This is a genomic window from Flavobacteriales bacterium, assembly GCA_016704485.1.
In the GTDB taxonomy this organism is placed as follows: Bacteria; Bacteroidota; Bacteroidia; order Flavobacteriales_F; family PHOS-HE28; genus PHOS-HE28.
The window spans coordinates 894,139-915,766 of the sequence record JADJAA010000002.1; the positions used below are offsets into that span (position 1 = coordinate 894,139).

At 48.6% G+C, this 21,628-nt stretch carries 19 protein-coding genes and 1 pseudogene; 11 read left to right on the plus strand and 9 right to left on the minus strand.

The genetic code is table 11. The features are described 5' to 3' along the window. Positions 1-58: 58 nt before the first annotated feature. Positions 59-457: a DoxX family protein gene (locus IPF95_14925; protein MBK6475980.1), complete on the minus strand. Its 399-nt coding sequence runs from the start codon at positions 455-457 to the stop codon at positions 59-61. A 116-nt stretch (positions 458-573) separates the two neighbouring features. On the opposite strand from IPF95_14925, the gene IPF95_14930 reads away from it, so the two are divergent. Further along, positions 574-1,281, plus strand: a complete 708-nt coding sequence (locus IPF95_14930; protein ID MBK6475981.1) for a hypothetical protein — start codon at positions 574-576, stop codon at positions 1,279-1,281. Between the two features lie 215 nt (positions 1,282-1,496). Here IPF95_14930 and IPF95_14935 read toward each other — a convergent pair whose 3' ends face one another. Further along, positions 1,497-2,060 (minus strand): hypothetical protein, encoded by a 564-nt coding sequence (locus IPF95_14935; GenBank protein MBK6475982.1) that lies wholly within the window; start codon positions 2,058-2,060, stop codon positions 1,497-1,499. Positions 2,061-2,977: 917 nt separating this feature from the next. On the opposite strand from IPF95_14935, the gene thrS reads away from it, so the two are divergent. The 5 genes from thrS to IPF95_14960 all read left to right on the plus strand — a co-directional run bounded on the left by thrS (position 2,978) and on the right by IPF95_14960 (position 7,356). Then, entirely contained in the window at positions 2,978-4,924 is a 1,947-nt protein-coding gene (gene thrS, locus IPF95_14940; GenBank protein MBK6475983.1) for a threonine--tRNA ligase, read from the plus strand. Between the two features lie 24 nt (positions 4,925-4,948). After that, entirely contained in the window at positions 4,949-5,530 is a 582-nt protein-coding gene (locus IPF95_14945) for a translation initiation factor IF-3 (protein MBK6475984.1), read from the plus strand. A 48-nt stretch (positions 5,531-5,578) separates the two neighbouring features. Continuing rightward, entirely contained in the window at positions 5,579-5,770 is a 192-nt protein-coding gene (rpmI, locus tag IPF95_14950; GenBank protein ID MBK6475985.1) for a 50S ribosomal protein L35, read from the plus strand. Between the two features lie 102 nt (positions 5,771-5,872). After that, a complete protein-coding gene (gene rplT / locus IPF95_14955; protein MBK6475986.1) occupies positions 5,873-6,217 on the plus strand; it encodes a 50S ribosomal protein L20 in 345 nt (114 codons plus the stop codon). A gap of 101 nt (positions 6,218-6,318) precedes the next feature. After that, positions 6,319-7,356: an endonuclease gene (locus IPF95_14960; protein MBK6475987.1), complete on the plus strand. Its 1,038-nt coding sequence runs from the start codon at positions 6,319-6,321 to the stop codon at positions 7,354-7,356. A 113-nt stretch (positions 7,357-7,469) separates the two neighbouring features. Here the strand turns inward: IPF95_14960 and IPF95_14965 are convergent, their stop codons facing one another. Together IPF95_14965 and IPF95_14970 are read right to left on the minus strand one after the other, a co-directional pair. Further along, positions 7,470-8,678 carry an NAD(P)/FAD-dependent oxidoreductase gene (locus IPF95_14965; protein MBK6475988.1) on the minus strand — a complete coding sequence of 403 codons (1,209 nt, stop codon included), beginning with the start codon at positions 8,676-8,678 and terminating at the stop codon, positions 7,470-7,472. A gap of 36 nt (positions 8,679-8,714) precedes the next feature. Beyond that, positions 8,715-9,929, minus strand: a complete 1,215-nt coding sequence (locus tag IPF95_14970; GenBank protein MBK6475989.1) for a carboxylesterase family protein — start codon at positions 9,927-9,929, stop codon at positions 8,715-8,717. Positions 9,930-10,139: 210 nt separating this feature from the next. On the opposite strand from IPF95_14970, the gene IPF95_14975 reads away from it, so the two are divergent. Together IPF95_14975 and IPF95_14980 are read left to right on the plus strand one after the other, a co-directional pair. Beyond that, positions 10,140-12,221: a T9SS type A sorting domain-containing protein gene (locus IPF95_14975; protein MBK6475990.1), complete on the plus strand. Its 2,082-nt coding sequence runs from the start codon at positions 10,140-10,142 to the stop codon at positions 12,219-12,221. Positions 12,222-12,226: 5 nt separating this feature from the next. After that, positions 12,227-12,529: pseudogene (locus IPF95_14980) on the plus strand (HigA family addiction module antidote protein). A gap of 110 nt (positions 12,530-12,639) precedes the next feature. On the opposite strand, the gene IPF95_14985 reads toward IPF95_14980, so the two are convergent. Continuing rightward, on the minus strand, positions 12,640-15,039 hold the full coding sequence (locus tag IPF95_14985; protein ID MBK6475991.1) for a VCBS repeat-containing protein: 2,400 nt from the start codon (positions 15,037-15,039) through the stop codon (positions 12,640-12,642). 295 nt (positions 15,040-15,334) lie between these two features. Here IPF95_14985 and IPF95_14990 point away from each other — a divergent pair, with 295 nt between their 5' ends. Together IPF95_14990 and IPF95_14995 are read left to right on the plus strand one after the other, a co-directional pair. Beyond that, positions 15,335-16,555, plus strand: a complete 1,221-nt coding sequence (locus IPF95_14990) for a DUF2254 domain-containing protein (GenBank protein ID MBK6475992.1) — start codon at positions 15,335-15,337, stop codon at positions 16,553-16,555. Positions 16,556-16,706: 151 nt separating this feature from the next. Then, on the plus strand, positions 16,707-17,315 hold the full coding sequence (locus IPF95_14995; protein ID MBK6475993.1) for an outer membrane beta-barrel protein: 609 nt from the start codon (positions 16,707-16,709) through the stop codon (positions 17,313-17,315). A gap of 130 nt (positions 17,316-17,445) precedes the next feature. Here the strand turns inward: IPF95_14995 and IPF95_15000 are convergent, their stop codons facing one another. Beyond that, complete coding sequence (locus IPF95_15000; protein MBK6475994.1) at positions 17,446-17,838, minus strand: rhodanese-like domain-containing protein; 393 nt, start codon at positions 17,836-17,838, stop codon at positions 17,446-17,448. 164 nt (positions 17,839-18,002) lie between these two features. On the opposite strand from IPF95_15000, the gene IPF95_15005 reads away from it, so the two are divergent. Continuing rightward, positions 18,003-18,443 carry a hypothetical protein gene (locus IPF95_15005; GenBank protein MBK6475995.1) on the plus strand — a complete coding sequence of 147 codons (441 nt, stop codon included), beginning with the start codon at positions 18,003-18,005 and terminating at the stop codon, positions 18,441-18,443. Positions 18,444-18,454: 11 nt separating this feature from the next. Here the strand turns inward: IPF95_15005 and IPF95_15010 are convergent, their stop codons facing one another. From IPF95_15010 to bcp, 3 genes are all read right to left on the minus strand, one after another. Continuing rightward, on the minus strand, positions 18,455-19,489 hold the full coding sequence (locus IPF95_15010; GenBank protein ID MBK6475996.1) for a tetratricopeptide repeat protein: 1,035 nt from the start codon (positions 19,487-19,489) through the stop codon (positions 18,455-18,457). A gap of 68 nt (positions 19,490-19,557) precedes the next feature. Continuing rightward, positions 19,558-20,577: a recombinase RecA gene (gene recA, locus IPF95_15015; GenBank protein MBK6475997.1), complete on the minus strand. Its 1,020-nt coding sequence runs from the start codon at positions 20,575-20,577 to the stop codon at positions 19,558-19,560. Positions 20,578-20,708: 131 nt separating this feature from the next. Continuing rightward, the gene (gene bcp / locus IPF95_15020; GenBank protein MBK6475998.1) at positions 20,709-21,176 is read right to left on the minus strand and encodes a thioredoxin-dependent thiol peroxidase; all 468 of its coding nucleotides are present in this window, start codon (positions 21,174-21,176) and stop codon (positions 20,709-20,711) included. Positions 21,177-21,628 lie beyond the last annotated feature (452 nt).

A 21,628-nucleotide genomic window follows, 5' to 3' on the forward strand; every position in this document is an offset into this window, starting at 1 on the left:
GCGTTGCCCCAAAGGAACAACAGCGGACGGAAAGAGGAACCGTAAGAACGATCACGGATCAACCGAATCTGATCCGATCCACGGAATACCGACCGCTACCTGCAAAGAGCAATGCCACGAATGATGCGAGGTAAACGAACGCTAATTCGGATTCTTTGAATGGAGCATCGGCTTTCACCATGAAAACGATCACGGCCATCGCAATGATCAATGGAATAGTGGCAATGCGCGTCCATAATCCGAGAACGACCAATGCACCGCAAAGCACTTCCGCCAAAAGGATCAGGATCAATGACACGGTGGAACCCAGACCAAAAGGATCCGCAAAATTTTCGGCCACTTGGGAGAATGCCATCAGCTTGGGCCAACCGTGGAGCCAGAAAATAGTACCTCCTGTGGATAAACGCAGAAAAAGCATTCCCAGGTCTTCGTTGATGGATTCACTATTGAGCAACATGTGCGGGTGTTAAGGTTGCGAAACTAAGCGTCCTGCAACAGCAAGGATCTTCGACGAACAGGACTTTTGAACCGACCAGTGCGAACATTTCTTGCATCGTTGCGTAAGAATGGACCATGAAAACAATTCTACTCGTGCTCGCATTGGCTATTCCGGTATTTGGAAGTGCCCAAGGATCCGCCCAGCAAGAGTTGGCCGGTATCTCAACCTTACGTTCACAAGAACGCCCGGAAGCAGAACCTGCTTCTGTGACCATTGAAGCTCCGCTCGATCGCGGTGCTGCATACAACCGTGCTATAAGTAGGATCACTATGGGTGATGCCGAAGGTGCATTGACGGACCTGGATCGCATACTGGAATTGGACCCAACCAACAGCCGTGGTCTTTTAAGTCGTGCGAAGGCTTATGCAATGCTGGGTGAATCCGATGCCGCCAAAGCTGATCTTGAGATCATTCGCATGCTGAATACGATCGGGCCCGAAGCAGAAAGTGCATTGCATCAACTTGGAGAACTCGCCATACAGGATGGCGACATGTACGAGGCTGAGCGCAACTACGATCGACTGGTACAGATCGCTCCAAAAGATGCGTTGGCGTTCTGCAATTTAGGCATCACAAAAGCATCTCACACAAATGGATATGACGCGTTGTCTGACCTGGACACATCAATCGCATTGGACCCGACGATCGCAAAAGCGCATTTACATCGCGCAATTATTTTACTAAGACACGGCCGCAACGATGAAGCATGCGCAGCCATGCTGCAAGCACGCGAAATGGGTGACCCGACCGTGGATCAACTCCTATTCCTGCATTGTCAATAGGATCAAGAAAATACCCCTCTCCCGCACGAGGCTATCTTACAATGAGGTAGCCTCTTTTGTTCGGGTACTCCGCCTACTCCTGAATGTGGATCAATTTGAAAGCTTCCCAAAATTTGCCATGATCCGTTCCCAAGGGCAGGGTCAGTTTACTGAACTAAGTTTCCGATCGATACAAAATCTTGAATTGCGCTAAAGCAAGTAATGACAACTAGTCTTTAACCCAATTCATCGGTTGTTGGTGATAGATCGATCTTCTTGAAATGGCGCGGATCTATTGTTCCAAGATTCTCAACATCAAATTTCTCCTTGGTCACTATGTCGTACAGATTCCGGAAAATTATCTTCAGCCTTTTAGGCATTAATTTTCGATAGTAATTCATTATTACACCATTGCCTTCGTTCAGATCGCCTGTCCTAATTGAACTATCAACGACCCACTCAGAGACATAATCGCTTTGTTGAGGTATCTGAAATTCAGCTATGTTCTTAACTTTTTTGGCAATAACGACCAATGCTGCCGGCCTCGAATTCGTTAGTTCAACTCTGGATCCTACATCCAAAGGATCGGCCACTTCGTAAATGCTACCATTCGTATTCAAGAACACTTTTTGGACCTCAAACCCATTTTCAGGTGAGAATACCCTGAAATACAGTTCTGGGCTGAACTGATAGAATCCATGCCCCATTTGGTTGTTTGCCGGTGTAATTCCAATGTAGGCACCTCCGATCTCCAAAACAGTCCATGCAGTTCCTGATCGCCACAGGAAAGTTAAAAACATGCTCGATCGTTCCACCATCCACTACGGCAGAAAAGGAATTATGATGCTGCTTCGGTATCGGGTCATTCAGATCATGAATGACCGTAGCTCCTTCGTAATCGGAAAAGTCCAAACTTTCAACATGATCAGCTCCTAACAATTCAAACAAGGGTTCAGCGTATTTGGCACTATTCATCACTTTGGAAAAGTGACCTTGATCCGATGGAGCATAAATGGCTGCTAACTTCTCAATATTCTCTTTCGTTATGAACAACTGCAATCTACCCAGAGTGAGCGTTCTAGTAAATGACACCCCAAGTGTGCTTTTCGTAAAAAACAATACTTCAACATCATTTTTCGTAATTCCCATTTTAGACAACTCACTTTTTAGGATCCGGTAATAATCGGAGATCTGAGATTCCAAATTCTAGAATTGCAAATGCACGAATGTCCGATATCCATGTGCATTGTGTACCCGGTCATTCCTATTGTTGCGCAAACACGCGTTGGACTTCAACCATATTTCGTTCAATTGCTGATCGCCTGGATGCTAGGTGTTCTTCTGATAACTGCATTGATCATTCAACGTTTCTTTCCGGATCGGCTCACTTGATCTTAAGAAGGCCAATGTAACGCCATTATCATTTCATCTTACACCGAATAATACACGCATTCTTAATTGATCTGTGCATTGAGTATTGGGCCTTACACTAATGGCTTTGCAATTCCCTGCCCATTTATTTGAATGCCGCACAGTTCCACTGGATATGGATGACCCAACCTTGAGCAAGCTGTGCGCACTGGTCCATGAAATTTGTCTGGTCCCGTTGTTCTGACCGTAGTTAATAAACTTCGGATCCGTCCGTTATGATCTTTGACAAGCAACTACCTTTGCGCCCCGTTTTTCATTGCCGTTGTAGGGCAGAAAGCGCTATGAAATGAAGATCAATGTTACCCTACCGGACGGCACCGTCCGAGAATACGAACAAGGCGTTACGGCCTTGGACGTGGCCAAGAGCATCAGCGAAGGTCTTGCAAGAAATGTACTGAGCGCCAAAGTGAATGGCGAAGTGCGTGATGCCGATCGCCCGCTACCCGGCGATTGCAGTCTTGCACTATTAACGTGGAATGATGATGATGGTAAGGCCACCATGTGGCACTCATCCGCTCACCTTATGGCCGAAGCCTTGGAAGCACTCTATCCGGGTACCAAATTCGGTATTGGGCCGCCCATTGAGAACGGGTTCTATTACGATATTGACTTAGGTGAGCGTACTATAGGGGAAGGCGAATTCGCGGCCATCGAAGCCAAGATGAAAGAGCTGGCCTCCAAGAAACTCACCTTTAAGCGCAAGGAGATCTCCAAAGCCGATGCCATTACCTATTTCAAAGAGAAGGGTGATGAATACAAGTTGGAGTTGATCGACGGGTTGACCGACGGAGAGATCACACTGTACACCCAAGGTAATTTCACAGACCTCTGCCGCGGCCCTCATATTCCGAACACCGGTTTCATTAAAGCAGCCAAGGTCATGTCAGTTGCTGGTGCATACTGGCGCGGCGACGAGACCCGCAAACAATTAACACGTCTTTATGGCATCACCTTCCCGAAACAGAAGGAGCTGGACGAGTATCTGGTTCTGCTTGAAGAAGCCAAAAAACGCGATCATCGGAAATTGGGTAAGGAGCTGGACCTGTTCACATTCAGCGATAAAGTGGGTCCAGGATTACCCTTGTGGATGCCCAAAGGCACTGCATTGCGGGAACGATTGATCAACTTCATGAAAGTCGCTCAAGAAGAAAGCGGCTACGAATTAGTGAGCACTCCTCACATTGCGCATAAAGACCTCTACGTGACCAGTGGGCACTACGAAAAATACGGGAAGGACAGTTTCCAGGCGATCAAGACCCCGCATGAAGGCGAGGAATTCTTCCTGAAGCCGATGAACTGCCCGCACCATTGTGAGATCTATAAGAGCCGTCCGCATAGTTATAAGGAACTACCTATCCGTTATGCTGAGTTTGGCACTGTATATCGGTATGAGCAAAGTGGCGAATTACACGGTCTTACCCGTGTAAGGGGATTCACACAGGACGATGCCCATTTGTTCTGTCGCCCGGATCAAGTAAAGGATGAGTTCATCAAGGTCATTGATCTGGTACTGAAGGTATTCAAGGCTCTGAACCTGCCGAACTATGAAGCCCAGATCAGCTTACGGGATAAGGTGGACCGTGCGAAATACATTGGCAGCGATGCAAATTGGGAAAAGGCTGAAGCCGCGATCATTGAGGCCAGCGCTGAAAAAGGACTGAAAACCGTGATCGAATACGGCGAAGCGGCATTCTACGGACCCAAATTGGATTTTATGGTCAAGGACGCCATTGGTAGACGTTGGCAATTAGGAACCATCCAAGTGGATTATAACCTGCCCGAGCGTTTCGAGTTGGAATACGTTGGTAGTGACAACCTGAAACACCGTCCGGTCATGATCCACCGTGCGCCTTTTGGCAGCTTGGAACGGTTCGTTGCGGTGTTGATCGAGCACTTCGCAGGAAGGTTCCCGTTGTGGCTTGCACCAGAGCAGGCTATACTGCTTCCGATCAGCGATAAATTCAACGGAGCGTGCATTGATGTGGCCCGTATGCTTAAAAGTTCCGATATTCGCGCCTCCGTAGACGAGCGGAACGAGAAAATTGGGCGTAAGATCCGCGATGCGGAACTCGCCAAAAGCCCGTTCATGCTCATTATTGGAGAGAAAGAAGCTACTGACGGCACGATATCCGTTCGGGAACATGGCCAAGGCGATCTTGGCGTAATGACCCCAGCAGCGTTCACTGAATTGGTGAATGCACGGATAAAATTGCAACAAGGAATTTCAGATTAACGAACAAGAACCAAAACAAACTAAGTGGCAGGACCATTCAAACGCCCCAGTGGTGGCAAAAGCAGGCGACCATTCCGTGGTCGTGTAGTCAAGGAAGACCCACACCGGATCAACAGCAAGATCACAGGTGTGAACGAGGTCCGTGTGGTAGGAGAAGGCGTGGAACAAGGTGTATTTCCAATTGCCCATGCGCTGCGCATGGCAGAGGAGATGGGCCTTGATCTTGTGGAGATAAGTGGATCAGCGGATCCACCGGTATGTCGGATAATCGAGTACAAGAAGTTCTTGTACGACCTGAAGAAGAAACAGAAGGAGATCAAAGCCAAACAGGCTACCATTGAAATGAAGGAAATTCGTTTCGGCCCGAATACGGACGAACACGACATCAACTTCAAACTGAAACACACACGCAAGTTCTTGGAAGAGGGACATAAGGTCAAGGCCTTCGTTTTCTTCCGCGGAAGGAGCATCGTATTCAAGGAAAGAGGTGAGATACTGTTATTGAAGTTCGCACAGGATCTAGAAGATATCGGCATTGTGGAAGCAATGCCGAAGTTGGAAGGAAAGCGGATGATCATGTACTTGATCCCGAAGAAAAAGAAGTAAACTGCACTCCCGGCGTGTTTGCGCCAACCACGATAGAAACCCACGATAATGCCAAAGATGAAGACGAAGTCCGGTGCGAAAAAACGGTTCAAGTTGACCGGCACCGGCAAGATCAAGCGTAAGCACGCTTTCAAGAACCACATCCTTACCAAGAAAGACAAGAAGCGGAAACGCAGCTTGACCAAGAAAGGATTGGTACACAAGAGCGATCATGCCGCAATTCTTGATCTTATTCGATAGAACAACCCATTGCATACCGGGTAATAGGTAGCGTAAACCAGGGCGTTCAGCACCAAAGTCCCTCCGCAAGGCGGGCGCTTTCGTCCAAAAACCAAAAGGTACATGCCACGTAGTCAGAATAAAGTAGCCAGTAAAGCAAAGAGGAAGAAGGTCCTCGCTATGGCCAAAGGCAACTTTGGTCGTCGTAAGAATGTATATACCGTAGCGAAGAACACGGTAGAAAAAGGCCTTCAGCACGCCTACATCGGTCGCAAATTGAAGAAGCGCGAATTCCGCGCATTGTGGATCCAGCGTATCAACGCTGCAACACGCATGAACGGCATTAGCTATAGCGTATTCATGAACGGTTTGAAAAAAGCCAACATCGACCTCGATAGGAAGGCATTGGCCGAGATCGCATTCCATGATCCGACCGCATTTGCTACGATCGTGAATAAAGTAAAATAAGAACCACGTTGTTCGAATGGAAAAGGGGGCTTCGGTCCCCTTTTCTTGTTAACGCTATTCCGGATGGAACCAGCGGTACCACTACGTCGTACCTTTGAACGATGCGTAAATTGTTAGTAACCCTATTGGTGGCAGCCCCCACATTTCTTCTGGCACAACCACCCGCTGGATATTACGACAGCGCACAGGGACTATCCGGGAATTCACTTCGAGTGGCGCTGCACGATATCATCGATAACCATACTGTACTTAATTACGGCGTTCTCTGGAACTACTTTGCACAAACGGATAAACGGACCGGAACCACAAACCAGGTCTGGGATATGTATAGCGACGACCCTAGTGGCACTCCACCCTACATATACACCTTCGGAAGCGACCAATGTGGCGAATACAATAGCGAAGGTGATTGCTTCAACCGGGAACATAGTTTCCCAAAAAGCTGGTTCGGCGACCTAGCGCCAATGAATTCGGACTTGCACCATATGTACCCAACGGATGGTTATGTTAATAACAGGCGTGACAACCTGCCTTTGGGTGAAGTAGGCAGCGCGGATTGGACCTCCCAGAACGGATCGAAGACCGGCATGAACGTGACCCAAGGATATAATGGCACTGTATTCGAACTAAGGGATGAATTCAAGGGTGACTTTGCTCGTACTTATTTCTACATGCTGACACGCTACTGGGGGCAGACCGGTTCGTGGTCTTCGCCTATGCTTGTTGGTGGAGACTTTAGCCAATGGGCGGAGGCAATGTTGTTGGAATGGAATGCGAATGACCCGGTAAGTATCAAAGAAACCGACCGCAACAACGCAGTGTATACCTTCCAGGACAATCGCAATCCATACATCGATAACCCACAATGGGCCAGTGCCATTTGGGGACCGGTTGCCACAATTACAGAAGAGCAATTGGATCAAGCTCGTGTATGGTTGAATAATGAGATCTTGTACGTCGACCTGAATTCCGAAGCAGCCCAAGGCACAGTTGACATTTTAGATGCTACAGGACGCACGATCGCCACGCAGCGGCTAAATGGGGCACGAACAACGCTTGAGTTGAAAGCCAACTCAGGCCTGTATTTCGCGGTTATCCGCATAGGTGATGAAAAGACCGTAAAGCGGTTCGTATTCTAGATCAGTTTACAGTTGGCAGTTGGCAATGGGCAAAGGCCGGCGCCAATTGCGGCGGTTTGCAAACTGCCCACTGCTGCTTTTCTTCTGCCAACTGCCCACTGTTCCAAATTGTTCTAAAGAAGGCGTCCTGCAATAAAACCCGTTGTCCACGCTGCTTGGAAATTAAAGCCTCCTGTAATTCCATCAATATCCAACACTTCCCCTGCAAAGTAGATCCCTGGAGCCTTTGAACTGGCCATGGTCAATGGATCCACTTCGGCAAGATCCACGCCGCCAGCCGTAACGAATTCTTCCTTGAAGGTGGTCTTTCCTTTTACGTGATAGCGATCATTGGTCAACAGGTCGATCAATCGGTTACGTTCTTTCTTGGCTACTTCTTCCCAGGTCTTTTCGCGATCGATACCCGCTTTTTCCAGCAAGAAGATCCATAACCGCTTGGGTAGGCCGAATGGATCGGCATTCTCGGTTTTCTTGCGGTGTGGTGTAACCTCACGATCCAAAAGCACCTTACGCACGGTATCCTCATTCGTACCACCAAGCCAATTCACTTGAACGATGTGATCATAACCAAGATCATGCAACGTACGGGCACCTATGGCACTCAACTTCAACACTGCCGGTCCGCTGAAACCCCAATGCGTGATCAACAATGGGCCACTGTTCTCCAGTTCCGTTCCGATCAAGCGCACACGTGCTGGATCTGCTACAACACCCATGAGTTCGCGGATGGGTTCATCAGGTAGATTGAAGGTGAATAGGCTTGGAACAGGCGGTACGATCGTATGTCCCAATTCTTGGAGCCATGCATACCCTTGCAGTTTGGGGCTGCCACCAGTGGTAACGATCACCTTATCGGCTACAACGATCTGCTGGTCCTGCATATGCAGATTCCACTGTTGACCCGAAGCGTTCATACGCACTACTCCACTTTTCAACCTGACCTGCACGCCAAGCTCCGTGGCAGTTTGCTTTAAGCAGGACACAATCGTCTCGGAGTTGTCCGTTACCGGGAACATCCTGCCATCAGGCTCGGTCTTTAATTCCACACCACGTGCAGCGAACCATGCGATCGTATCGCGCACATTGAACAAGTTGAATGACTTCCGCAGGAACTGTGTGCCACGCGGGTAGTAACTGGCCAGTTTTTTCGGTTCGAGGCAGTTGTGGGTCACATTGCAACGCCCTCCGCCACTGATCCTCACTTTGCTCAAAAGCTTATCGCTCTTCTCAAGTAGAATTACGGATGCACGGGGATCATGCTGTCTCGCACTAATGGCCGCGAAATAACCTGCTGCTCCGCCACCGATCACTACGACCTGCATGGTATTGAAAAGATCCTATGCTTCAAAAAAAGCTACCTACCTATCCAGCTTTATCACTTGTATTGCTGGCGCCGTACCTGCAACACGGATCGTATAAACGCCATCTGGATGTCCGCTAAGATCGAAGCGAGTGGTGGTCGCCGTTGCGCGTTGCGTAAAGAGTTCCCTTCCTTGCGCGTCATGAATGGTAGCTATGGAACCTACTGGTACATCAACCGAAACAACATCCCTCGTTGGGTTCGGATAGGCCTTAGTAGGTTCGTTGGCATCCAGTGTATTCACAGCGGTTGCCAGTGGACCGCAAGTGGGTTCCGTACCACACACGAGATCCGAAAGGAACTGGGCGATAAAACCAGTAGAACCGGCAAAGTCAGATGTTAGGTAGCCAACATGTCCAGTACCCGGATAACTCAGAAAGCAGTTCGTGTTCTGCAAATTGTCCATTCGTACGTGAATATCGTGGGATCCAGATGCTATCAATCCCGTAGGAATGCCCACTACAGAAACCTCTTGCGTGTAGCAGGGCACTACGCCGTCACCCACCTCGTGCACACTGGCCAATGGAGTATCTCCCGGTACGATGTACAGCGTATCGGCAATAGCACCACTAAAGCTGTAGCATGCGAACACGTCGCTGGAATAACCAGGACTACCGCTGTTTCCTTCGATCCCTCCTAACGCAGCAGCTTCACCTGCCAGGATCACTGGCATTTCACTGTCCTCATCCAAATAGACAGCATGGATGGCACTGATAGCGCCTGCTGAAACCCCACCGGTTATGATGCGATCCGGATCGATATTGAACGGGTTGCTATCCTCAGCAACGGACTTTCTTAAATAGCGGACAACTGCCTTCATATCATGTGTACCACGCATGACCGCACGTGTGGTGGTAGCACCGTTCGGCAAAAAGAAACCTACGCGATAATCCGGTGCAACGGCCACATATCCCAGCTTAGCGAAGAAGATACAAAGATCAGCCACATCTGCTCGCGCTCCACCGATGAACGAACCCCCGAATGCAACGATAACCACAGGTCGATCGGTCAAAACATCACCTACCGGTTGGTACACATCCATGCGGAGAACCTGGTTCCCCCCACTTACCCCGGTATTGGCACCATAATCCACAGTGGTCATGGTGGTTTCAACGAAGAAATTAAGATCCGTGTACCGACCTGTCCCGCACTCTTGAGCAACGAGAAGGGATGGAACAGCGGCAAGAACAAGAGCGTAACAGAATGTTTTCATGGTCGGTGGGTTATCGAAAAATGCGTGTGAAGGTAGTTGATCAACAGGAATGTGACCGGTCCAATGCCATTCTTGCAATATGCACGACCTTAGAACTTCGCAGCGATCAAAGTAGAATAGGCAAACATTGTGCAGCCTGTCTTATATTCGATCCAATGCTATGGGATATCTGCTTACAAAAGCAGAGGCTCTAATGTAAACTGTATCACTATGCTATCATCATTGGTCAAGGGCGTTTCTTTATGTGCCATTGTTTTCTTCATTTTACCGAAAGCGAATGGGCAACAGTTCAGCATTTCGACACCTGTGATAAACACGTGTTCTGGAGTTCTGGAGGACACCGGAGGCCCTGGAGGTGAATACGGGAACAACGAGAGTTTTACAACGACGATCTGCCCAGATACGGTTGGCGGCGAACTCACACTTACATGGTCCGTGTTCAACCTTAGTATCGTGGGTTCTCAAAATTCCTGGGACCGCATAGAGATGTGGGATGGGAACAGCACCTCAGCGAATTATTTGGGCAGTTACACGGGGAGTTCGCTATCCGGTCTGACTGCATCAGCAACGATATACAATACTTCTGGTTGCCTCACTATCCGATTTACATCCAACGGTGTTGGTACAGGTAATTTTGCTGCTTCTATCTCCTGTATTGGAGGGAGCAATACTTGCAACCAGCCAACCGCTATCAGTAGCACAGCGATCAGTGACACAACAGTCTTGTGCCTTGGCGATACGCTATTCTTGGATGGCAGCAATTCAATACCTTATGGAGGAACCACGATCACGGAATGGCAATGGAATACGGGAGTTATGGCGCCGTTCGTGACCAGTTCGCCAATTGACACATTGGTATTGACAGAAGCTGGTGTCATCGCGCTACAACTTCTTGTTACAAGTGATGAAAACTGTACGTCCACAATAAGCGAGCCTCAGAACATTTTGGTTAGCGGTCCTGTCAGCTTTTTAGGGACTATTACACCCGAAACGGTTTGCATACCGGCTACGGTGGATCTTTTCGGGAACGCGACACTAGACCCTTTCGTACAAGTTTCTTATACCGGGGCACAATATGGCCCTGGAATATTCTTGCCGGATGACGTAGGTGTAATTTTAACGTCAACCGCTGTGTACACGAATGCGTCTGTAGGTTCTACGGTAACCGATCCTGCGGAGCTAGGTGATATTTGTTTGAATATGGAACACTCCTACATGGGTGACCTCTTTGTGCAACTAGAATGCCCCAATGGACAGTTCGTGAATTTGCATGAACAAGGCGGCGGCGGAACGTTCTTGGGCGCTGCCAATGATAGTGACACTAGCGCTGAACCAGTTCCTGGAATTTGTTGGGAGTATTGTTTTAATACCAACCCGGACCATGGCAGTTGGGCGGATTGCGCACAGTTCGGTCCAACGCCGAACGTTACTACATCCAGCACAGGCTCTGCTTTAGTCGCGGGAAGTTACACGCCAGTAACCGCCTTAACTAGTTTGATCGGTTGCCCAGTCAATGGCGAATGGAAAATGAAGTTCACGGATCTGTGGGGCGGTGACAACGGATTCTTGTGTTCTTGGAGCATCTCAGGTTTCCCGCAGGAAATTGACAGTAGCTATGTTTCGCTTTCTGCGACGCTCGATCTACAAAACCCGGCACTAACTAACTGGACCGGACCAGCAACAACTCCATCTGCAACACTACCCATAATAGCGACCACGCAGATCACGAACCTTGGTCCGAACACGTACACCTTTACAGTAAAAGATTCGTATGGCTGCAGATTCGACACCACAGTAACTATTGTTGGTTCAGACACAATCGAATTCACCTTGGTCCAAATTGATGGTGTGATCTACGCGCCAGATGGCTTAGGCACCTATGAATGGTCATTCAATGGCGCAGTCTTATCCAATGAAGTAAGCTCCAGCATAGCTGTTGTTGGATCTGGACTTTACGCCGTAAATATTTTAACCAGCAATGGCTGCGCAGGTACCGATTCAATAATGGGTTATCAACCAATGGGCATTTCTGAATTCTTCGACCCAACTCCCCTGCGCATCATCCCAAACCCGACCAACGGCACATTCCGTTTACAGCTTGATAGGATAGAAGGCAATTCCTGCACCTTGGAACTGTGCGACGTTACAGGCCGTCTTGTGCTTGCCGAACAATACAGCCGCTGGAGCGCTACGGAAACCATACAAGCCGGACATTTGAACCAAGGCACGTACTTCATCCAGGTGGTTTCAGTTGATGAACGGTTTGTAGGGAAGGTAATTCTGGAGCGGTAATAAAAATGAATCAGATATGAAACATAAACTCAGGAGAGGTGCTCGTCCAATAATTCGTGCAGCCTCTTAAGATCATATCTTATCGACTTTCGAAGGACTTATTGATACCGCAAACGCGCGTTGCAGCGATCCTAAAAGGAAACCGACGCATTACGGCGGATACCGCGTTGCGCTTGAGCAAGTGCTTCGGGGTCTCTCCTAAATTCTGGCTCGGTTTGCAGGACGACCATGACATTGAAGAGGAAAGCAATAAGAAGGAGCAGGAATTGGACCAGATCAAGAAGTATGTGCGGAAAGATGCGGCGTAAGATCCCGCATACGATTTGCTCAAGTGTTCGAGATAACTTCACCAGCGGAGACACCGTACACGCATTTCCTGGCTGGCACTATTGGGCGTTCTGAAAACCTTCCAATTAGATCACTCCACCACGAAGCCAGCAACTCCTAAGAGCCGCCCACCCTTCGTGAGCTTGATCGAATATCTTCCGGAAGATAATCCCTTGCGCTCCAATAAGATCTCCGGTGATCCGCGCCCAGAGGCTATATGAACTATGCGCCCTTGGCTATCTACAACCTCTATCTGGTCATCAGCTGTGAGGGGGCGATCGGCGATAATACGTGCCGTGCTGGTCATAGGGTTCGGACTTATCGTGAGTCCCACATAAAACAAGGTCGATCCACTGGACACTGAAACATGTCCGGAATGACCCTTGTTCGGGTACCATGCGACCTTATTATCAGTACCAGAAGCAGAGATCAGATCCGGCTTACCGTCATTGTTCAGATCTGCGCTTGAAACATAGCGCGGAAGATCAACAGAATCCGTGACTAATTCAGCAGCAGCGAATTGTGCTCCGCCTAGGTTCTTATAGTACCAGATCTGATCGCCATAGGCTGAAGAAACAACGATATCCTGATCACCATCATTATCAAAGTCATCAACGTGCGGACAATTTGGTGCATAGATGGAGCCGTCTACAACTAATGTTGTGAAAAGAAGGGCATTGTTGATCTGGATGATCAGCGAATTGCTAATTGCGAGTACTACATCCAGATCGCCATCTCCATCCATATCAGCAACCCGCATCTGGTCTGCAACACCTTGTGCGTACAGCACTTGCGCAATTCCGAAGACCCCGTTACCGTCATTCGCTCTCCATTTAACGGAGCTGCCCGTATCATAGATCAGATCCGTATCGCCATCATTATCCATATCACCCAGAATAACCTCACCATAACCAATTAGAGCACCCAACGTCTGTTTGGCAAATTGATCATTCCCCATGTTAGTGTAATTATAGACCGCACTTGCCCAACCAGTGGCCACAATATCCATATCGCCATCCCCGTCCAGATCGGCCACCTCTATAGCCGAAGGTCCGTAAAGCACATGATCGATCACGATCGGAGCATCGAACACACCGGTCCCATTATTCTTGTAAAGACTGATCGCACTATCTCCATGGGTACCGATCAGAATATCCAGATCCACATCACCATCAAAGTCGCCGAGCCACATCGTCTGTGGATGATCTGCGGTAATGGTAATTCGTTGAATTGCACCAAAGACGCCATTGCCATCATTCGGATACCACGCCAACTTACGGTCAGAGAATGAAATTGCGACAACATCATTGTCACCGTCTCCATCAACATCACCACCTAGTGCCATTATAGCACTAGCCGCAGACTCGGTGATCATGAGCTGTGGCCCAAAACTACCTTCATCGTTCCGGTACCAAGCGACCTTATCATCTTCTCGTGATGCTGTCAAAAGATCCAGATCACCATCCGCTTCCAGATCAGCAGCCACAATGCAAGACCCCCAATATGCTGTATGCGTGATCTCTTGTGCAGTGCCAAAAACCCCAGAGCCATCGTTGGCGTACCAGTGCATGGTACCTTGGGTATTAAGCACGGAGACCAGATCGAGGTCCCCGTCATTATCTAGATCTGAGCTAATTGAAAATGTGCCACCCGGACCATACAAGGTCTGAACTGGAAGAAACGTACCATCACCAACACCCGCGAACACTAAGGTATGTTGGCTATAATTATATGAAGCAGCGATCAGGTCAATTATACCGTCACCATTAACATCGGAAAGCTCACCGTTCCTGGAATATGGGGATGATCCTGGGAATAGCTGTGCTGTAGCGAAAGTTCCATCTCCATTATTAAGCATGCACGCTGGATTGCCTTGGCCACCATAGACAATATCAATATGACCATCGTTATTCACATCCTTGCATGCCGCCCAAAGCGGGTTGTTATTGATCCACGGTAAGTTCTGTGCCATGCCGAAGATCCCCATACCGTTATTCTGGAACCAGCTAAGGGGGCTGGACTGTGAGCAGCCAAGAATATCAAGGTCACCATCGCCATCCAGATCAGCGGCAACTATGTGATCCATACCGTAAGCCATCGTCTCTATCATAACTGGCGCAGAAAAGATCCCGGCACCATCATTGGCAAACCAAAAAAGGGCATGGTTGCCCCAGCTAAAAGCGAGCAGATCAATATCGCCATCGCCATCCATATCCGCTGCATCTACCCAAGTAAGCTCAAGCACTGCCGATGTTACCAAATGCATTGGCCCGAAATTCCCAACACCATCATTTGCATACCAGCTAATACGGTTATCATTTTCAGAACCAGCGATCACATCCAGATCGCCGTCACCATCAACATCTGCTGCAATTACCACAACTGGAGAATTGGTCTCGGCATCTTCTATGATCCGTTGCTCATCGAAAAAGTTTTGTGCGGGCGCGCTAGCATTTGCCAGAATAATTGCTACTAAAAGAATGGTGCGCATGAATACAAATATACCTTATAGCTCAACTTGCGATGCATGCATTCCTTCTTGCACACACCCACTAAGAGCGATCCGAAGCGTCAATAAAAAGCGCGGATAGATCATGGTCATGTGGTCGTAGCTTGGTATCGGGATAGAAGAGGCTATTGATTGGGCATTAGCCCATTTGAACTGAGGATGGTAATGATCCAACGCAAATATCACCCTCGTCTCATGGTCCAAATTTCTCGATCGAAAACCTTTATACTCTCACGCCGCTGAACGGTTGATCGAAACAACCGACCTTTAGCGCTGCATGGTATTGAACAACCTTCGTCTTCGGCTACGGTCGGGCTACAGAACGGTAACGGGAAGCATAGCCTTCTACCCTGTTGTTCTGGCGCTATTGTTCGCGGTGCTCTCCGTTGGATTGATCTGGTTCGACCTGTCCGGGCCGGGGGTACAGCTGAAGGGCAAGATGGGTTGGATGAGCCTGAAGGATGCCGAGGCCGCACGCTCGATCATCTCCACTATTGCGAGTGGCATCATCACACTCACGGTATTCAGTTTCTCCATGGTCATGATCGTGCTGAACCAGGCCGCATCCCAATTGAGCAATCGTGTGTTGGACCAACTGATCGGCAATCGCTTTCAGCAAGTGATCCTCGGCATTTATATCGGAACCATCCTCTTCGCCTTAATACTGCTCACCACTATTCGACAAGGCGATACCGGCAATTCCGTACCCGCTCTCAGCACCTATACATTGATCCTGATCGCCGTTCTGGACATCTTCCTCTTCATCTATTTTCTCCATTACATCACGCGTTCCGTGAAGTACGAAGTGATCATCCAACGGATCCATGCCGAAACGCGTAATGCCATGGCAATACAACTCACTGGTGATGTGCCTCGGACACCTGTTGCACACGCGCAGTTGCAATTTGCGATCAATGCCACTGGGTCAGGTACATTCACACACGTGGATGCGCAATCGTTGCTGGAGATCTGCGTAGAGCATTCCATAGCTGTGGAGATCATAGAGCTGCCGGGTTCCTTCATTGTAGCAGGTGCACAGCTCTTGTTAGTGGATCAGCCCGTGCCCGAAAGAGTGAAGCAAGAACTGCTGAACGCCATTACACTTTCCAGCATAGAGAATGTTGATGACAATTACGCGTTCGGTTTTAGGCAACTGACGGAAGTCGCTATGAAGGCATTAAGCCCTGGTATCAATGACCCCGGTACGGCATTGCTCGCATTACGCTCGTTATTCGATCTATTCGCTTATCGGTTGTTGCACTACTCCAAATCGAGTTGGTATGATGACGATGGTACCTTCCGGGTCACGCTACGCGAATGGTCATTCGACCTACTTTTCAATGCCACTGTGCTTGCCATCTGGGATTATGGACGAACGGACCGTTCCATTCAATATGAACTTGCCGGACTCCTACCTCAACTGAACACGTCTTCGGAAGAAGTAAAGACAATGCGGGATCGTGTACGCGCTGAGATACATAAGCGCGATTCAGCTTAAGATACTCTTTCATAGCTTGTATTTCCGGCAGTAGCGCCTCAAAATTCCGCTGCGTAATGGAGTATGCATATTGACTTAGTGCTACGGCTCATTTCAACCATGGCACGCAGTTTGAAAACATCATGTTCCAGGAACAACAAAAATCCGAACCATGAAAAAGCTCATCCTCACTCTTACCTGCGTGGCAGCCATTGGTGCAGCGAACGCCCAAGTCCAAGTGAATCCTCAATTAGGTATCACCTATCAGCACCTGACGAACCCTGCCCCAAATGTTGAATACAACGCTGCATTGGGCTGGCAGTTAGGAGCAGATCTGCGCATTGGTGATCGGTTATATGTTCAGCCGGGCGTATTCTTTGGTCGCAATGCCACACTTCAGAGAACTAGTTACAGCGATACATTGACCGTTGAGGGAAACCTGGTGCGCACCAACTTAAAGTTGAAGGCCATGGTCGGGTACCGGATCGTGGATACCTATCAGTTCGATCTCCGTTTTGCCATGGGACCAACGTATGACGTGCTACTTAGCGCAGATGACAAGAACGATCGGATCGGTTACAACCAAGGTGATTTCAGCAAAGGTTCGCTCAACATCGATGCTGCCCTTGGTTTTGACATGGGAGTATTCACCTTGGAGCCTAGCGTCAGCTTTGGACTAAGCCGTGTATTCAACGACAACCTCTTGGTACGGGACATCGACTCAAGATACCTCACCTATGGACTGACCTTGGGAGTGAACTTCGGAAACGACGATAAGTAGAGCGATTAGCTGATGTGATGATACGCCGATCAGCTGATGTCAAAAAAATACATCAGCTGATCGGCGTATCGACTAATCCCTCCGTACTTGGTATTGCTAGGCGGGAGCTAATCCGCTGATCAGCTGATCTTCACTTGACCGTAGCTTCTCCAGCTTTGGACCAGCTACCATATCCTCCCTCCAAGTGTTTTACATCGTACCCTTTGCTTTCCAGGAACTCCTTTGCTTGTCCACTACGCCCACCTGCTTGGCAGTATAGTAGCACAGGCTTAGCAGGGTCAAGGGCAAGAAAATGGGTTTCATAGTCCTTTGCAGACCAGTCAATATTCGTACTGCCTTCAAGGTGTCCGCTGGCATATTCTCCCGGTGTGCGAACATCTATAAGAACCGCATCTCCTTTAGCAAGTTCGGTCTTGAATTGTTCAATGTTCAGATCCCGATCAATCGTTTTTGTACTAGAAGATTGGGAACAGCCACTAACGCTGAACGTTAGGACGGATAACAAAATGATCAGTGTGCGCATGGTCAATTGGAATTCGACCACAAAGATGCAGATCCAGAACTCAGGAAAGAAACTTCGTTTGGTGACATTTCATACGATCCGGGACAATGCACGAACGGCCTCTTCTAAGGGTCGATCAGTTCTCCATAGCAGAACCTTCGAGAGATTGCTCCGTATACATGTTCATGAATGCGCTCCACACTACCCTGCTCATCCTTGCATCGGCCTGTTTTTCGCTGGCCCAAGCACAAGTAGATGGATTGGTAGCCTATGTCCCAAGAACGCCTATCGCCCGCACGGCGGATGACACACGAGTTTCCTTTGTTGAAAGCGCCGTTCCAGGACAGATGGAAGCAGTGTTACCACTGGATGCAAATCGCGTGGATATTCTCAATTCCCGTGGAAACATCCACCGCACATACGGTTCAACAGAAATTGAACACTTGGAATTGAACAAGCTGCGTGCAGGAACATGGACATTGCGCGTCCATACCAGCGAGGGCCTATTGGTAAGGCGCTTCGCGATCCTGAACAGAGGCACTGTGGTCTGGAACCTCCCTGAGCGCAAACACAAGCGTGGTCGCAAACAGACCCACCAGCGCCAGCTAGGAGCTGAAGATCAGTGATCGATCACGGGTCAAGGAGCCACTCGGATCCCCTTCTTCTGAAGACGTTCCAGGCTTTCCGCTGCGGAATCAAAGGCAGGTTGGATCGCTAACGCTTTCTTGTAATCGACGTAAGCGCTATCCAGCAACTCGTCCATTTCGAACGCTAGACCGCGGTTGTAATAAGCTTGTGCATAGTTCGGCATCAACTTTATCGCCATGGTGAATTGTTCGCGCGCATCAGCAGTAGCCGTATCGTGAACTAGTCTGATATAACCGGTGTTGTAATAGGCCAAGGCATTATTTGGTTCAAGCACTTTGATCCTATCGTAACACGTAAAAGCAATGCTATCCATACCCTGCTCTTGAGCGAACATCCCCTTTCCATACAGTGCCGTAGTATTGTCCGGTTCTATGGACAAAGCCGAATTATAGTAATCCATGGCCAGTTCATCGCCTTTTTCAGCATGAAGTACAGCCAGCTTAAGTAATGGATCGAAATAATCAGGATCCTGTTCAATGGCAGTACGGTAACTACTGATGGCTTTCGCCGTATCGCCGGTCTCTTGATAGATGAACCCTTTGATATGATACCCCTTGGCTCGCCCTTGCTCTAAGCGTAACGCGTCGTTCACAAGGTCCATCGACTCTTGGTATTTACGCTGGAACAATTTCATTTCCGCGAGCTTCAGTTTGGGTTCCGGGTCATTCGGACCTAGCCTTATCGCGTTCAACAAGTATTGTTCTGCTTCCGGAAGTCGGATCTTCATGTAGAACAGGTCCGCCAATCCAATATGGTAAGCTGGATCCAAACTATCCAAGGCAATAGCTCGCTTGTAATCGTTCACGGCAAGTCCAAGGCTATCCCGTTTGAGTTGTAGAACCGCGCGTTTCGCGAATAACGAAGCATCCGTGGGTGACTTCAGGATCAGTTGGTCCAACTCTGCGAATTGCCCAGCGAGCGTATCCAACGAAGCATCCATCGCGACCTGATCCTTGGTGCCACTGGTCCCACACGCGACCAGTAACATGAACATCAGAAATAGGAAGATCGAGGATCGGTTCATCATCATACAAAAAGAAGACCCCGACGCACTCCATCGCCAGGGTCTTCAAAAGTAGGCGGTATTCTTCTTTAGGCAGTTACCGGTTCTCCGGCCTTACCTACCGCTTCCTTGATCTTTGCTTCAACTTCCTCACACAGCTCCGGATTATCCTCCAAGATCTGCTTCACCATATCGCGACCTTGGCCAAGTTTATTGTCCATGTAGCTGAACCATGATCCGCTTTTCTTGATAATGTTCAACTCCACGCCCATATCAATGATCTCACCAGCTTTGCTGATGCCTTTGCCATACATGATATCGAATTCCGTCTTCTTGAATGGTGGAGCCACTTTGTTCTTCACCACCTTCACGCGGGTACGGTTACCGATCACGTTCTCTCCATCCTTGATCTGTGTCGCACGGCGAATATCCAAGCGAATAGTTGCATAGAATTTCAGCGCATTACCGCCAGTTGTGGTTTCCGGATTACCGAACATGACCCCGATCTTCTCACGCAACTGGTTGATGAAAATGCAGCAACATCCGGTCTTGCTGATTGTTCCGGTAAGCTTACGTAGAGCCTTGGACATCAATCGTGCTTGCATACCAACTACACTATCGCCCATTTCACCTTCGATCTCTGCGCGAGGTGTCAAAGCAGCCACGGAATCGATCACCAGAATATCGATCGCGCCAGAACGGATCAAGTTATCGGCGATCTCAAGTGCCTGCTCACCGTTATCCGGTTGGCTGATCAATAGATTCTCGATATCCACACCCAATGCTTCAGCATAGAATCGATCGAATGCATGTTCCGCATCAATGATCGCCGCAATACCACCGGCCTTTTGTGCTTCTGCAATGGCATGGATCGCGAGCGTGGTCTTACCCGAAGATTCCGGTCCGTAGATCTCGATCACACGTCCTTTCGGATATCCACCAACACCAAGGGCCAGATCAAGGCCAATGGACCCTGAGGAAATAACTTCCATTGGTTCAACGGCCTCATCGCCCAATTTCATGACAGCGCCTTTTCCGAAGACCTTGTCCATCTTATCCATTGTCAGCTGTAGTGCCTTCAGCTTGTCTTTATTGATCTCACTGGCCATCTTGTTTCTTGTTTTGTCGGTTGTTGGAGTGTTCACTTCGTCGGACATTCGTCCGTTGTGTTCAGTTTGAATTGCTTTTTTCTTTGCCATTACTCGTTGTAACAAGTCCGTTCGAACAAGCTTGTTCGAATTTATCCGTCCTTCAGTATTTGTTGCGCGTGGATCTTGCTTCGAACACCTGTTATCAATCGCTCAATGATTCCTTTCTCATTGATCAGGAACGTGGTTCGATGCAGTCCATCGTATTCACGCCCATACAATTTCTTCGGCCCCCAAACACCGTACGCATTCACGATCTTCTTTTCCTCATCCGCTAGCAGCGAGAAAGGTAGTTTGAATTTGTTGGCGAATTTCTTGTGGCTTGTAATATCATCCGGGCTGACCCCTATGACATTGTATCCAGCCTTTTTCAATCTTGCATGGTTGTCTCTCAGATCACAGACCTCAACTGTGTACGTAGGCGTATCATCTTTAGGATAGAATAAAAGCGCCACCTTTTTTCCTTTAAGACCAGCCAAAGACACCTTTTCTCCGTCCTGGTCCAAGGCGGAAAATGCGGGAGCTTTTGACCCTACTTCGGGCATAGAATCGAGTAACATATTCTATTGACGGGATTTCTGTCGGCTTGTTGACGTGCAATTAAGCACGGTTATTTTGATCTGCCAAATTTTCCGGTAACAAAAGTTTTGAACAGTCACCGAATTGGGTTCAATGGAAATACCAGAAACCGAAGAGCAAGTAGCCTTTTGTTACGATGAGATCCTTTTTCTGATCGACAAAAACTTGACAAGCGCTATTCGATCCCCCTACGTTTGCCTCACTCGTTTTGGCAGATAGCACATCAGGCTGACCTCTGAATTTGTTTGGGACTCTAATAAAGAACCAGCAAATGCGATCCAACAGAAAACCAAAAAGATCCGCAGACGCGGTAACCCTGAAACAACCGGCCTCGGTGATCGATCAGGAATTCATCGGACTGTGTCTGGTGCTCATCCTGGTCATCCTTGGTCACCTAGTAACGAACCAATCATAAAAAATACAGGACCGACCA

Excerpts from the sequence above, each read along its gene's own strand:
- IPF95_14925 (MBK6475980.1), bottom strand. The coding sequence starts at position 457 with ATGTTGCTCAATAGTGAATCCATCAACGAAGACCTGGGAATGCTTTTT.
- IPF95_14930 (MBK6475981.1), top strand. The coding sequence starts at position 574 with ATGAAAACAATTCTACTCGTGCTCGCATTGGCTATTCCGGTATTTGGA.
- IPF95_14935 (MBK6475982.1), bottom strand. The coding sequence starts at position 2,060 with ATGTTTTTAACTTTCCTGTGGCGATCAGGAACTGCATGGACTGTTTTG.
- thrS (MBK6475983.1), top strand. The coding sequence starts at position 2,978 with ATGAAGATCAATGTTACCCTACCGGACGGCACCGTCCGAGAATACGAA.
- rpmI (MBK6475985.1), top strand. The coding sequence starts at position 5,579 with ATGCCAAAGATGAAGACGAAGTCCGGTGCGAAAAAACGGTTCAAGTTG.
- rplT (MBK6475986.1), top strand. The coding sequence starts at position 5,873 with ATGCCACGTAGTCAGAATAAAGTAGCCAGTAAAGCAAAGAGGAAGAAG.
- IPF95_14960 (MBK6475987.1), top strand. The coding sequence starts at position 6,319 with ATGCGTAAATTGTTAGTAACCCTATTGGTGGCAGCCCCCACATTTCTT.
- IPF95_14965 (MBK6475988.1), bottom strand. The coding sequence starts at position 8,678 with ATGCAGGTCGTAGTGATCGGTGGCGGAGCAGCAGGTTATTTCGCGGCC.
- IPF95_14970 (MBK6475989.1), bottom strand. The coding sequence starts at position 9,929 with ATGAAAACATTCTGTTACGCTCTTGTTCTTGCCGCTGTTCCATCCCTT.
- IPF95_14975 (MBK6475990.1), top strand. The coding sequence starts at position 10,140 with ATGCTATCATCATTGGTCAAGGGCGTTTCTTTATGTGCCATTGTTTTC.
- IPF95_14985 (MBK6475991.1), bottom strand. The coding sequence starts at position 15,039 with ATGCGCACCATTCTTTTAGTAGCAATTATTCTGGCAAATGCTAGCGCG.
- IPF95_14990 (MBK6475992.1), top strand. The coding sequence starts at position 15,335 with ATGGTATTGAACAACCTTCGTCTTCGGCTACGGTCGGGCTACAGAACG.
- IPF95_14995 (MBK6475993.1), top strand. The coding sequence starts at position 16,707 with ATGAAAAAGCTCATCCTCACTCTTACCTGCGTGGCAGCCATTGGTGCA.
- IPF95_15000 (MBK6475994.1), bottom strand. The coding sequence starts at position 17,838 with ATGCGCACACTGATCATTTTGTTATCCGTCCTAACGTTCAGCGTTAGT.
- IPF95_15005 (MBK6475995.1), top strand. The coding sequence starts at position 18,003 with ATGAATGCGCTCCACACTACCCTGCTCATCCTTGCATCGGCCTGTTTT.
- IPF95_15010 (MBK6475996.1), bottom strand. The coding sequence starts at position 19,489 with ATGAACCGATCCTCGATCTTCCTATTTCTGATGTTCATGTTACTGGTC.
- recA (MBK6475997.1), bottom strand. The coding sequence starts at position 20,577 with ATGGCCAGTGAGATCAATAAAGACAAGCTGAAGGCACTACAGCTGACA.
- bcp (MBK6475998.1), bottom strand. The coding sequence starts at position 21,176 with ATGTTACTCGATTCTATGCCCGAAGTAGGGTCAAAAGCTCCCGCATTT.